Below are 13,638 nucleotides of genomic sequence, written 5' to 3'. Positions count from 1 at the left end.
TATTCCCTAGCATGGCTGCATCAGAAATCAGATGCATGCAGCGGTGACTAGATGTTTACGACTCTTGCCCATGCTGGCTCCGCTCAGGCGAACCATGTCAGCGCCGGCGACGCCTGTGAAAAGCAGTCCACTTACGAAGCCCTCTTTACTCGATTTGGCGACGCAATCCCGCGGGATGATGTTGCAGATCTGCTCTTCTTCTCGAAGGTCTACTTCGCGAAGCGCATTGGCAGCAAAGATCTAGATCACCTGGCTTGGGTCAGGGCTTTAAAGCCAGCTCGGATCCGCAGAGGGCGCCGCACCTTCTTTAAGACTCAGGCCGTGGCCTCGTTTCTGGATGCTCGTGACGGCGATGCTGGAAGCGAGACCACTGCATGACATCTCGCAGGATCACGTTAGCGGTACTCGCTGCAATGCTGTCGCTATCGACAGTCGCAGCTGAAAAAAAGAAGGACGAAGAACCTTCGTTGCCGGCTGCCGGCAGTGAAACCTTCTATAAGGGCAAAGCTGAAGGCTGGTTCTGGTACAAGGATCCTAAAGAGGAAGAAGAGGAGGAAGAGAAAAAGCTTCCCCCTCCTCCTCCGCCCCCACCTGCTCCAGCCAAAGATGAAGAGCCTGAAGCGGCTTCTCAGCCAGAGCAACCAGCAATCTTCAGCGTGAAATGGTTGAGAGACAATCTCGACACATACCGCGACATTGCCATCGATAGCCCGACTGAAGAAAACGTCAGCCGCTACTACTACATGCAGCGGATGATGATGGATAAGGCGTCGAAGTTCTCTGAAATGTCTTCCAAAGTGATTATGAAGGATCCCTTCCTGGACGAGGACAGCCGTCGCCCTGTAGCAACTTACGCGGCCAACGCCATGAACAAAATGGCAGCAGACAGTCGCGACAAGGTTCTAAAAGACCTTTCGCAGAAGGTCGGGCTCTTCTACTTCTTCAAATCTGATTGCGCTCTTTGTGTTGAGCAGGCAGGTGTCCTCCAGTCACTGAACCACGCCACGGGTATTTCCGTCATCCCTGTTTCGATGGATGGGGAAAACCTGCCTAACGGCGGGTTCGCAGAGTACAGAGTAGACAGTGGCCAAGCTGAAAAGCTGGGGATCTTTCAAGCCCCTGCTCTTGCTTTGGCAATTCCGCCCAACAAGTCCGAGATTGTGGGATACGGCGCCATCACACTGGATGTCCTTTACAACCGCATTCTGATTGCTGCCAAGGATGCAAATGTAATTGATCAAAAGACCTTCGCTTCAACTCAGCCGGTTAACGATACAGGGCTCCTTTCTATGGAAGATGCCGAAGGCATTTCGGAAGAGATGCTTAAGGATCCGGATGCCTTGATCGAGTACATGCGCACTCAGCTTGCAAAAAAGAATATGGAGGGTAAATAAGATGGCCAGAAAAATTATGCCGAACCGGGTAACTCTGGCTATCGGATTCGCCACAGTCTTCGCCTTGATGCCGAGCATCTCATCCGCAAACATTCAGTCGCAAATGGATTCGATGTTCGAGTCCATGTCGAATACAACGGGTGGCGGTTATTTTGAAACCGCTACTCGCGGGGTAATCGCAGGCGGATCTATGCGGGTACGGAACAAGATTGCCACTGACCCACTGGTATCTTTCCGTCCCCCGTCTTTCCAGGCCGGTTGCGGCGGCATTGATATGTTCGCGGGGTCTTTCAGCTTTATCAATGCACAGCAGTTTGTTCAGTCACTGCGCTCTGTAGCGGCTAACGCTGTAGGTGTTGCCTCGGGCTATGCGTTTAAATTAGCGCTGAACGCAATGGGCCCAACAGTCCATAACGTAATCCAAAATTTGCAAGAAGTGATGCAGGACATCAACTCTTTGATGTCCAACTCTTGTCAGTTAGCTCAAGGCCTTGTTACTGAGGCTTTCTCGGCCTTCGATGCTAAAACCGATATGAACGCTTCAACAGAAAACGTTACCAAGGGTATTGGTGACGTTTTCTCGCAACTCAAGCCCTCCAACTTAGTAGGTAGCAACCCTAAGACGGAACAGGCAAAAGCAGGTAACGCGACGATCTGTAAAGACTTCGGTAACGTGCTCTGGTGTGCTATGCGGGCTAATAGCATTAAATCCACTTTCCAGTATGGGTCCAATCAGACTGAAGAGTTGATTCTTTCTCTAGTAGGGTCCGCTGTTATTGGCGACCTTGCTAATGCTGAAGATGGAAAAGGTCAAACCCGAAACATTAATTACCTGCCGCCCCTGACAATAACCCTCAAAGACATCATTGAGGGGCGTAAGGATGAGAATATCAAGATCTATGACTGCTCATCAGATCAAGATTATTGTGCCGATCCGGACATTAAGGACATCAGTTTTGATGGATTGGCTTCAAAAATAGTCAAGGCCTTTAACGGTGGTGATGGCGGGCCAGGAATCATCTACAAGTGGGCCACCAACACGGGGAGTTTTACCTCGACTGAGGTAGAGGTTATTTCATCTCTGCAGCAAACCGGATTTTCCGCAATGATCCAAAGACTCTCGCAACGCAGTCAGTCAATCGCCCAGGGATTTGTCCAGGAGCATGCAAGACTGATTGCGCGTGATGCAGTTGCATCGTTAGTCCGATCGTATATCGCCGCAGCTGAAGCCAGTATGAAAAACGCGAAGATGGCTGATCTCCAAGGTCCAGAAGCGGTGACCTTTATTAAAGATGCACGTCAACGTGTAAATGAAGACTACGCCGCTGTACTGCAGGACTACGGAAATTCTAACGCTGTTTTTGCCGACTACCAAAATAAGCTTCAGATTATGCCATCAACGAGTTTCCTGGCCGTTGGGCCAGCAGCACCTGTAGGCGGAGAGTGATATGGACTTTACAATTTACTCTATTGGCTCCGCGGCCTATCTGGAAGAGATTCTTAACTCAGTAGCCATGATTTCGGGTTCAGGCAAGATTGAAGACCTTGCCAAAATTGGCTTACTGATCGGAGTTTTTATTCTCGGCTTTCAGGCTGTCTTCAACAATACGGGTATTCAGTTTCAAAAAGTAGGCGTGTGCCTGATTCTTTATCTTGCTGCCTTTGGTCCGCAGGTTACTGTTCTTGTCGAGGACGTTTACACAGGTGATGTTGCCGTTGTTGATAACGTTCCGCTTGGCCCGGTTGCTGTAGGCTCGATCGTGTCTAATTTGGGCTATGACATCACCAATACCTTTGAGCAAGCGTTTTCCACGCCTGGAATGACGAGCTATGGGTTTGTCGATCCGCTGGAGACTCTCCAAAAGTTCCGCTCTATCTCAATGAACATTATGTCTATCCCTTCCTTTGTTGAGGATGGCGGCAACCAGAATCTGGTCGCCTCCTGGACTAACTACATGAAGGAGTGCACTTTCACTGGGTACGGTTCTGATGCGCGAGCCATACAAAATATGATGCGCGATTCAGATCCTTTGCGAGGACTCAAATTTGAATCAAGTGTGTATTACACATTGATTTATGATGGGTCTAGCCCTGAAGGTCGAACTTTGACTTGCTCCGCAGCGCACAATGAATTGATGGGTATGACCCAACCTAAGGCGGACGGAATCATTGAAGACGTTGGCCGCATTGGTTTCAAGAAGCTCGGGAAGCCAGCACCAGACTACGCCTCTATGGAGGCTCGTCTTAGTAACAGTCTTTATGGGCTAGGCTTGATCGCGACGAATACTCGAACTTTTGCAATTGCTAGCAGCCTACTCCCTGTACTTCAGAGAGCGCCAGGCGAGAAAGCTATTGAAGAGCTTCAGGGCGCCGCGGCGATCATGATGAATGACAGCATGATGAAAACGAACACTCAGTGGGCAGCCGAAGGGTCAAAGTTCACTCAGTACGTGCGTCCGTTCATGACTTTCTTTGAAGGTTTTATCTACGCAATTACTCCGCTCATGGCATTCGTAATGGTGCTTGGTGGGTTTGGTATTGGGTTGATCTCTAAGTACCTATTGATTCTTGTATGGATGATGCTTTGGATGCCGATGTTGTCCATCATTAACCTATACATCCTGTCATATGGTGCTGACAAAATATCCGCGGTAGTCGAGGCTTCTTTGGCGTCTGGCGATATCGGCCAAGGGATATCTTTCCAAGGTCTGATTGCAATGCAGCCTGTTATCGAGAGTCTCATTGGTACCGCTGGGCTTATGGCGTCTTCAGTGCCGGCACTTAGTCTATTCCTTGTATACGGCACATCTGTAGCGGCTAGTGGTATTGCAAGCCGACTGAGTGGTGGTGACACAATCAACGAAAACATGGTGGCACCAGATCCGATGAAAGTTGGAGCTGCCCTGGACGTTAGCCCTATCGCAACCAACGATCTTAACAAAGGGACTATCCTCGCGGGCTCTGATGCAACCCGTGGCAATGTGAGTTTCGGTAAGACGCTCTCCGACAGTGTTCAATCCACACGAGCCACTGCGGAGCAAAGCTCCCAGCAGTTTAGTGAGCAAATGTCGTCTGCATTTGGGAATGCATACCAAAATAGCTCTTCGATTGCAGACGCTGCTCGGGTTGGGCAAAGCATGTCCAGCACTTTTGGGTTGTCGAATAGCACCAGCTATCAGACTGGCATCGATGCGATGAAAAAGGCTGGATTTGGTTCTGACCTTATTGATGCGACTGTTGCCTCAATCGCAACCTCGGCTGGAGTTAATGGTAAAGCTTCTGCCGGCGGAGGTGGCGGGCCCTCTGCTTCTATCGATGCTGGGGCAAAAGGCAATATGACAAGCCAACAGAACCGTAACGATAAGCGAACGCTTAGTGATGCCTTGGACTTTGCAAAGAGCGTTGGACTTGATCAGTCTGTTAAAAATGGACTGGACAGTGCCAAAGGCTACGATGTTGCTAAAAACTTCCAGTCTGGTGAGTCTGCCGTACTTAGTGAGACCGACACTAAAACACTTAGTCAAACTGCCTCTAAAACGATGTCGGACCAAGAAAGCTATCAGCGAGCGCAATCGCTTCAAGATCAGTTTGGGTATGACGGTAAGTATAACGTTGATACCTTCGCCGGCATGATGATGCAGCGCGGACAATCCGCGGCATTGGTTGATGCAGCTCGAAATGAGTATGGTGAGCGGAACGCTCAGAACTATGCCGTTTTTGATTCGATTCTTGATCCGTCCCGACGTGAAACTGCCGCTGCTATTCAAACGCTTGCAGAGAATGGTCGCTTTGATCTTTTAGGTGGTGCGGACATCAACCCGAACGAAAATAGCAATCTGCGTGGTGCAAACGTTCAGGGCGTTGAAGACCGTGCTGCAGGTGCTGGTTCGATGGCTTCCGATCATGGCGTACATGGTCGCGTAGCAACCGAGCGTGACAGTGCGATTGACGGGCTCAATCTCCAAGATCGGTACGAGAATAAAAACAAGGTCGTGGAGAACGACGCCCAGGTTTATGCCCGCGACACCGCAAAACCTCAGGTTGACCAAGCAGAAAACAGGTTGCGCGGTCTGGGTAACGGGTCCTATACGTATGGCGAGACGAGTTTTGGCGCAGTTTCCGCTATGTGGAACAAGGTTTCCTCTGGGATGCATGACCGCGAGACATATCACCAGGAAGGACTGGGCTACAACCTAAACGAAGCACAAGCCGAGGTGTTTGCTTCCGCTAGAATGGGTGAGGTTTGGAGTGGCGAGACCCGTGAGAAGTGGAACGCATATGCCGAATCCCAGAACATGGATCCTGAGCTTCGTGATGGCATGTTCAAGGCACTGACTCAAGCAGGTCTGCATGATGACGGCAGTGGCGGGCAACTCGCAGACATTCGGATGGTTAACGTTGGATCAAGCACTGATGACGTCATGGTGATTAGGCACAACAACTAGTTAAGGACTATCTACCTAAAAGCCCCGGCATTGCCGGGGCTTTTTTGTGGTGCGCCATGCACCATAAAAAAAACCCCGCCTAGGCGGGGGCACTGTAGCTGCTGCAACTCAGTCGTCTGCAGCATATGGTACGAAGCCAGCGTGGTTGTGCAGGAAAGGGTCGGCGTCATCTTCGAACAGTGCTGACGACGAGTCGTGGCGACTCGACTCATCATCGTACGGAGCGCTATTCCCATTGTTACGGTCTTGGAACATGCCAACCACCGACTTCAGGAAGAGGCCAATCGACAGTAGCATGAGCCCGAACATCATCAGGGTTTCATTGCCGGCCGCGGTCACCAGAGCACACCCAGCTAGAACCACTGGAACTCCGATAAAAAATGCGCGGACAGGCTCCTTGAAGTGGGTCAGGTTGAGAGCCAACGAGATGAATCCGACCAGGCCGGCAGCATAGCTGATCACCATCTCGCGGGTGTTCATGTCATCGTCGACGAAACATACCCCCAAGAACGCCATGAAGATCACCACTGCATGGCGGATGAACCAGAAGCCACCGCTGGAAATGGTCTCCTCAATCTCCCACATGCGCATGAGCGGCTGGCGGAGACGGGGAACTCGGACCAGGTCAGTCAGCGCGTCAACCAGGTTGACCATGTTTCGCGCCACCTGTTTCGACGGCGAAGCATCCAGCAGATCCTGGATCATTTGTACGCAGCGCTTGAAGTCGTCAGAAACATCGTCGATGGCCATGATGTTCAGCTCGGTCAGGATCAGGTCGCCGGCGTAGAAGCCAAGGTACTTACCGATCAATGCTTCTGCTCGAGCAGCTTCAGCTTGGATGATTCGTTTGGTGTCCATGGGTTATCCCCCTTTATCTGTTGAGTACAGATTAACCCGCCTCTCAAAACTGCAACCCCCCCTACCCTACTGGTATCCGCTAACTGTCGATCGACGGCGAGTAAGTCGATCGCTCAAGGGCCTCAGCATTCACTTCTACAACAGTTGGCGCCTTTGCTGGCTTTCTGCGTTTCTTCGGGGGCACGTAAATGTCGAGTCGGCGGACTGCCTCGTCTCGCGTCTTCTTGTCCGCCCTGGGCGAGGTACGCTCGGCTCTGCTGAAGCTCTGCAACTCAACCACCTCGAGATCCACCGGGCCAGCTACGACAAACACCGGCAGGTTTGCATGAATCATCGCATCGTACCGCGAGTTTCCAGAAAACCAGAGCATGGCGCGAGGATGTGGAGCCACCTTCTTGTATTGCACCAGGTGCTCGCCGGCGTCCATGTTCACAAGCGATCGCAACTCTTGCCACTCAGGTGTGGTGTCGATGGCCACCCGCTCTCGATCGGCGCGAAGCTGCGCCTCGGCCTCGAGCTTCTCTCGTAGCTGGCCGACGGGGATTCGGGTTGTCCCAGGCGTGTGGCCGGCCCAAGTGAACGTCAGCAGACGCGGGGGCATTTCGAAGGAATGGATCTTGCGCAGCAGCTGATTGGTGTTGAAGTTCGCCCCCAGCGCTCGCCGCATAATCCGCGGCCGCGCGTCCTTGATCATGTTCAATTCCAGGCGCGTAACCTCGATCGCTCCATCGAGTGCTTCCTTCAGCGCGTTGATTGCCCTCACCTGCTCCAGCACCGACTCTTCAAGAACGAAGTAGCCAGGCAGTCGAATGACAGTACCTGGTGCCTGGCCCAGGTCGAGCTCGAACGCCAGCAACGCCTCTACGGCTGCCTGTACGGCGTTATCACCCTCTAACCGCGTCACCGGTATCAGATCCGGCGTTTTCTGCTCCGTAAGCAGCGGCAGGCGCCATACGACCCCACTGATCACTAGAGATGGCCATCGTTCGTTGAAAGCGATGATTGCTTGGCGCATTTCGGCGTAAGCCGCCTGGATTCGTTCGTGCATAGCCGTGTCCTCGGTTCACAAACTCCACCTCTATAATACCACCCCTGTAGCACGTGTGTATGTAACCGCAACCCTCCCTCCCTGCACACCCACCCTATTCCGCCCGCCTTTACATCTTTCCTTCTTTTTTCCTTCCTTTTTCCTCCCTCTTACCTTCAATCGCGCAAGCGCGGGCCGGTCAAGGAGGGGCCAGGTCTAGGGTGTAAGAGGTCCCGCACAGTGCCGCCGGCGGGCACGGTCCAGGCTTTTTGGGGAGGTACAGGTCGGCGTAGGAGGTGGGAGGTGGGAGGGGCGCCGATCACGGGATAGACGTGCTACAGGGGTGGTATTATGCGGCCCCTTCTCCCCCAATCTGCGGGCTCTCCCGTCTTTACGCTGTCGATCGTTAGTCGATGAATTGTCCATGCGGCCGTCGTCGAGACGGACATCGACTAATGATCGACAAATGCCCTACAAGGTTTTCGCGTGATTTCGCATGCACGGCCTCTCACCGGCAGGTCCAGATAGAGCCAGGCCCGGCAGAAAGGGAGTCGCCGCTTAAGAAGGAACTCGCCCCGCTGACCGACTGCAGATCCAGTGGGCACCAGGGCAAGCAAATGAGAGGGCTGAGATTAGCCGGTGAAGTGCTGCGCGAGCGTTTTCTTCCAGTGCGCAACTCGATTGTCGTACTTCCTCATGGCATCAAATCGCTCAGCTGAAGGCCCGCGCGGCATCTCGTGCCAAAGCCCCCGCAACTCAGCTTCTGCCTTGATGAGAATTTCATCCTCAAGAACCGATCGGCACGCTTCCTCGAGACCCTCTGTCACCAGGTAAGCCGGCCAGGCGAAGCGAGTCAGCGAATCCATGTCCGGAATGATTCCGCGGAAACCTTCATCACTATCAGGTAGCTCATCGAGATCGTCCAACAAGAACAACCTCAAGGCTGGCACCTTGAAAAGCGCGGCGACGAGATCGTTTCTGAATGCATTGAGATCGCCGTTGGCATAGGCGCAGAAGGACTTCACCAGCAGCGCCTCTCCACCGTCTTCATCTCTGAAGCGGGCACACTCACTCAAAGCGTCATCACTCCAGCCCATCTGCAGAAGCAGCAACGGAAGCAAGTACCGAATCCCCAAGTTGTCGCTGGGGTTTAGCCTCAACATTTTCTTGGCGACCTTGATTGCGCGATTCAGATCGCCAACGGTCGAGCCATCCCGGTTGAGGATGTCGAGCACCAAATACTGCAGGCGGTGATAGAACCGGTTGCTTTGCCAGGCCCACAAGATCTTTTTGCGGAACCCCTTTGGAACCAGTGCATTGGCCAAACCCAGGTACTTTTCCGCGATCGTCAGTGCTGAAGGATCACCTACCTCGTCAAGCAATGACGCCAGCATCAGTCCCCCTTCGAAAAACTGGGGCTGCTGCTTCAGTGCATTCTGGAGCCAGGCAAGAATGCTCACCCTCTCCTGATCGCTGACTACTTCGAAATCAGAATGTAGCTCGTACATCTGTTCGATCAACTCATCGCAAGCGTCGCTGGTCACAAACCGCGAATCATTCGGGTCATGGCTGTCAACGACGAATCGATACAGCGGCGACTTTGTCTGTAGGGGAGATCGAGTGAGTACCTCCTCCCAAGTGAGTGCACCGCAGAGCTTTGCAGTTACTCCGTCCAGGACTAACTGTTCAGTCTGACCGCTCGCTTCAGCCAGGTTGCTGGCAAAACTCTGCATCGCCGCGGCCTGCTCGAGCCCTAAGGGCAAGCAAGGCTTCGCCTTGATGGTGAGCACGAGTGCTGTCTGGAGTTTGAGGATCCACTGATCATTGGCGCCTTCGGAGCCGAAGCTGTTGGCCATATTCAGATGGTTGTGCAGCTCGTGCCAGGTGCTGAAAGAAAGGGATTCAGCAAGCGCTTCGAGTGCTTTGGTTTGTTGGATACCCGCAACCTTCTTCAGGTTTCGAGCGCAGAACTTGATCCGGTCCAGCAGCTCTTCGATGAAGACTGATGGGGAGCTCTTGATCCAAGCGAATGTGTAGTCGACGTCGAGCTCGAGGGCGCGGCGGTCAAAACTGTTCAACCCAGGGAAATGGGTGTTCATGACAATCTCCCACAGAACGACTGATGAACGGCCCGCTCGCTCTGCGTTCGCAGAGAGTTGTCAGCTGGAGTGTGCTTGACGTTTTGAAGCTAGTCGCTGTGGTGGCTTTTCCTTGCGGGCGGATGGCGTGCGACTGTCACCGCCGATGAATTTATCACTGCCCTCCTCTGCCCTCAACCTCCTTCACTCCCCATCGCCGCCCGGTACGTGATCGCCTTCATTTCGGGCAGGACCCTGTTCGCCTTCACGACTCTGCCCGGCAGAACTGGCCAAGCATAGTGCGTAATCCATAATTGCATAATAAGAATAATAATAATATTATTCTTATGGTAATCCTTCCCGGAGCATGTCATGGAACCGATCAACGTCAATCCTGAAGTACGCGCTCGAATCGTTAGCGCCATCGAAGAGCTTTACGACCAGCTCGGCCGCAGCGATCAGTTCCCAACGCAGGCTGAGGTTCGAGCGAAAGCCAAGGCGGACATGAACATCTGCTCCATCGTTTACCGGGAGTGGAAGCGCCAACAAACGGCTAGGCCGGTACTAGTCACGGTGGAGGTTCCTGAGCCGGTAAACCAAGCTCACCTTGAGGCGGTAGGGATTGTCTGGGCGGCAGCTCAGGAGCAAGCCAATGCTCACTTGCGAGATGCGGAGGCCAAGTGGGAGTTGGAAAGGTCTGATAACGAGACGATGCGGCGTGAACTGGCTGAAGCCTATGAAGGAGCGGTTGCTGCTGCTGACGAGGCTCGTGAAGCGCTGGCTGTGGTGCAACGCGAAAAAGAGCAGCTTGCCCAGCAGAACCAGTCTCTCCTGCAGCAGCTAACCGAAGCACGGGAAAATCTTGTCCAGCAGTCGACCAGAGCTGAAGAGAACGAGCGTCGGGCAAATGATCTGAAAGAAGAGCTTGGGTTAGCCCACATCGAGACATCCAATGTTCGGCAGGAGCTCTCCCAGGCTCGAGTTGCCCATGCTTCGGAAATGGAGCAACAGAAGTCCGCAGCGGCCTCCCAGCTCGAGCTTTTGAGTGAGAACCTGGCAACGGCTAAAGCACGCCTGGATTCGGCCAATGAACAGTCTGAACAACGCCAAACGGCCCTTTCTGATGCTCAGGCGAAACTAGCCCAGGCGCTTGCCCAGGCTGAGGCGGCAGCTGGAGAGCTGCAGCGTGTGAGAGGCGCTCTCGAAACTAAGCAGCAGCAGGCGGAAGATCTTCAACATCAAGTGGCTACTGTCAGCGCTCAACTTGCTGAGCTACAGCGCTCGCATGCGTCCTTGAAAGATGAGGCAACCCAGTCTCGGCACCATGCCGAAGAGAGTTCGCGTGAAGCAGCTAAGGTCTCCGGCGTTCTGCAGGAAGTCCAGCGCCAGAACGCTGATTTGATGGAGCGCCTTACCACTGGCAAGGGTAAGCCTACGAAGAAGGGTGACGAGTGAATTGGGGGATGGCCACAACGGTCCTAGCCCCCTCTCCTCCAGATGTCATCGATCGGGATGTGAGGCCTGATCCGCGGATTTGCTGCGAGGATTGGTAGCGCATCATTGGCTATAGGGCGGGGATTCAAAGCATGAGTCCCTGGTTCAGGTCACGCAACGAAGTATCTTCGTTGAGGGAGAAGTGATGGTTGAACAAGGCGAGAAGCCCCTGGGTTTTCACGTATACGGATCCAATGGGGCGCTAAAATTCGAACTGGGTAGCAGTGAGGCTCAGGCGCCTGTGTTATCCGTAGATGGCTGTAACAAGGCAGGTACAGGATTCGATTGGGGTAACAAGATAATCCTTCAGCTGTCAGATCGTGAGGTGCCTGGGCTCTTGTGTTGCGTTCTTGGGCTGACTGTTGAGTTTGAAGCTCGAAACCATGGTGCTAAGCGTAACAAGTCGATCCACCTGGTCAATCAACCCGCTCATCGTCGGATTTACGTGAAGCTGTCCCAACCAGAGTACGCAGTGAAGGTGCCCATGACGCCTGATGCTGTATTCAAGCTTGGGGCTCTTGGGCTGCAGGTGCTTTCAGCTCAGACAGGCTTTGATGCAGCAACGTGTTTGGCTATTCTTCGAGGTACTGCAGGTCGTCTATACTCCTAGCATTCCACCTCTCCCCCGCTGAAGGCTTTTGCTTTTAGCCCCTCAAGAAATTCCTCAAATCCCTTAACCGGTTAGAAGCAGGTTAAATACTGGTTAAAAGCAGGTTAAGGGCTGTAGATAACTCTCTGAAGGCCTTGATTTATAAGGGTTTCAGCTGTTTTCTAATTACCTCACTAAGAGGTAAATTTACCTTACCGTGAGGTATTCCTACCTCACCATGAGGTAATGTGTCCTCATTATGAGGTATTAGCGTACTTTTTTCGCTTTGATTGCTAGGAACCTGCCGCAAAGCCTTGATTCATAAGGGTTTAGGTCTGCCAGAGTGATTACCTCAAGATGAGGTAAATCGACCTTACTTTGAGGTAATTCTCCTGATCTTGAGGTAAGTATTAGTCTAAGGCACTGATTTATAAGGGAATTATGATTTCACTTCATCTCGAATCTAGCCGTCCTGACTTTGAAGTAAGGCTCCAAAGCCCCTTTCCCTGACTATGGGGTAAAAGTTCTAGATCATACGGATCTCGGTGCCTCAGTTTACGTCGATTGGTACCCAACCAAGGTCCACGGTACATCAGCCCTCCAGAAGCTTTTACGCTTCTATTAGCCCCCTTGGCCGGGCCGGTTTGGGGGCCTTTCCCTAGAAACCCATTTTTTACCTCATAGTTAGGTCGTTCTCTCCTTCGGGCGCCCTACCCTGTTACCTCATGGTCAGGTGGCTTCTTACCTCAAAATCAGTTTTCTACTGACGAAAAAAAACCCCGCGTTTGCGGGGTTTCTATTGGGCTTGTCACTCCTGGGTGATTGCCGCGAAGCGATTCCGCTCGACTTCTACCTTTCCGGTCTTATCCATTCGCCAATCTTTCAGGAACCCTGAGAGCTTCAGCTCGTCCATCGCACCCTTGATGAGCTGTTTAGCCTTCCCATCACTTGAGCAGCGTGAGCCAGCGTTCTTGAGTAGCGTCTTGTAGTGAACCGGATATGGGTCCTTGTGGCTGGCGTAGAAGCCATGAAGCCATTTGGCCAGGTTCCCACTCAAGTTCATCCTTTGCTCTTTCTCGATTCGCGTTGAGTAGACACCGCCGCCGAATAGAATGGCGATCTCTGGCTCGAGCTCGACGTACCACATGTCGTCTTTTGGAGTGCCTTGCTCATCTGAATCGTCCGAATACTCAAATTTACGAATCAGAGATAGCGACACCCCTCGTTCCAGCCTATCGGAATGGAGCACAACAGCTGTCGCTTTCAACCTGGTTAGGTTCATCTTCAGCCGCTCTGTATGCTTCGTCCCATATGGGTAACGAAGCTCTTTCTTCATATCGTGAGGGTTGAAGTAGATGGGTTGATCGAGGTCCTGATCACGCGCGGCATGAAGGATCTCAAGCCATACGTCCAGATCGTCCTGTCTCAGTTCCTCTCCGTTATAAAGGACCCGACAGTTCCCGTAAGCGGCTATTTCGCCATTTTTGATGTGCTCGCGGGGGCGGTTCTTGTTTCCGGCAGAAAAAAGTGCGCTTCGAAGTAGCTCGTTTGGAGCCTCGCGAATCTCCTCAGCCCAGCCTTTGAGCTTCCTGGATTGCTTCTCGAGAATATCGTGGGTGCGCTGTTCAATCCTCGAGAGAGCACTCCCTTTCCTCTGCCCTCCCCCGCTGGATGAGCGTCGGCCAGCAGGATTCGCAGGCTCAAGATCGAGTCCCTGCTGCTGACCAGCATCCTTATTTTCGTTTTTCACTGG

The 13,638-nt window shown here is 52.7% G+C and carries 9 protein-coding genes; 5 read left to right on the top strand and 4 right to left on the bottom strand.

Features of this window, described 5'->3' with window-relative positions; translation table 11 throughout:
- Positions 1 to 51: 51 nt before the first annotated feature.
- The 4 genes from YA0848_RS30550 to YA0848_RS30535 are packed head-to-tail and all read left to right on the top strand — an operon-like array spanning position 52 to position 5,839.
- Positions 52 to 378: a hypothetical protein gene (locus YA0848_RS30550; protein ID WP_065327363.1), complete on the top strand. Its 327-nt coding sequence runs from the start codon at positions 52 to 54 to the stop codon at positions 376 to 378.
- The gene (traF, locus tag YA0848_RS30545; protein WP_083195983.1) at positions 375 to 1,394 is read left to right on the top strand and encodes a conjugal transfer protein TraF; all 1,020 of its coding nucleotides are present in this window, start codon (positions 375 to 377) and stop codon (positions 1,392 to 1,394) included. The genes YA0848_RS30550 and traF overlap by 4 nt, the downstream gene beginning before the upstream one ends.
- Before the next feature lies 1 nt (position 1,395).
- Positions 1,396 to 2,841: a conjugal transfer protein TraH gene (locus tag YA0848_RS30540; protein ID WP_232925215.1), complete on the top strand. Its 1,446-nt coding sequence runs from the start codon at positions 1,396 to 1,398 to the stop codon at positions 2,839 to 2,841.
- A 1-nt stretch (position 2,842) separates the two neighbouring features.
- Entirely contained in the window at positions 2,843 to 5,839 is a 2,997-nt protein-coding gene (locus YA0848_RS30535; protein WP_065327365.1) for a conjugal transfer protein TraG N-terminal domain-containing protein, read from the top strand.
- A gap of 108 nt (positions 5,840 to 5,947) precedes the next feature.
- Here YA0848_RS30535 and YA0848_RS30530 read toward each other — a convergent pair whose 3' ends face one another.
- The 3 genes from YA0848_RS30530 to YA0848_RS30520 form a co-directional block, all read right to left on the bottom strand.
- Complete coding sequence (locus YA0848_RS30530; RefSeq protein ID WP_065327374.1) at positions 5,948 to 6,697, bottom strand: hypothetical protein; 750 nt, start codon at positions 6,695 to 6,697, stop codon at positions 5,948 to 5,950.
- A gap of 79 nt (positions 6,698 to 6,776) precedes the next feature.
- A complete protein-coding gene (locus YA0848_RS30525) occupies positions 6,777 to 7,745 on the bottom strand; it encodes a DNA replication terminus site-binding protein (protein WP_065327375.1) in 969 nt (322 codons plus the stop codon).
- 611 nt (positions 7,746 to 8,356) lie between these two features.
- Entirely contained in the window at positions 8,357 to 9,823 is a 1,467-nt protein-coding gene (locus YA0848_RS30520; protein ID WP_065327376.1) for a hypothetical protein, read from the bottom strand.
- A 351-nt stretch (positions 9,824 to 10,174) separates the two neighbouring features.
- Here YA0848_RS30520 and YA0848_RS30515 point away from each other — a divergent pair, with 351 nt between their 5' ends.
- A complete protein-coding gene (locus YA0848_RS30515) occupies positions 10,175 to 11,257 on the top strand; it encodes a DNA-binding protein (protein WP_065327378.1) in 1,083 nt (360 codons plus the stop codon).
- 1,436 nt (positions 11,258 to 12,693) lie between these two features.
- Here YA0848_RS30515 and trfA read toward each other — a convergent pair.
- The gene (gene trfA / locus YA0848_RS30510) at positions 12,694 to 13,635 is read right to left on the bottom strand and encodes a plasmid replication initiator TrfA (protein WP_065327379.1); all 942 of its coding nucleotides are present in this window, start codon (positions 13,633 to 13,635) and stop codon (positions 12,694 to 12,696) included.
- Positions 13,636 to 13,638 lie beyond the last annotated feature (3 nt).

Origin of the sequence: Pseudomonas sp. S4_EA_1b, from assembly GCF_016307435.1 — a bacterium.
In the GTDB taxonomy this organism is placed as follows: domain Bacteria; phylum Pseudomonadota; class Gammaproteobacteria; order Pseudomonadales; family Pseudomonadaceae; genus Aquipseudomonas; species Aquipseudomonas rhodesiae.
The sequence above is the reverse complement of the archived record's forward strand: the minus strand, read 5'-3'. Positions and strand labels throughout refer to the sequence as shown.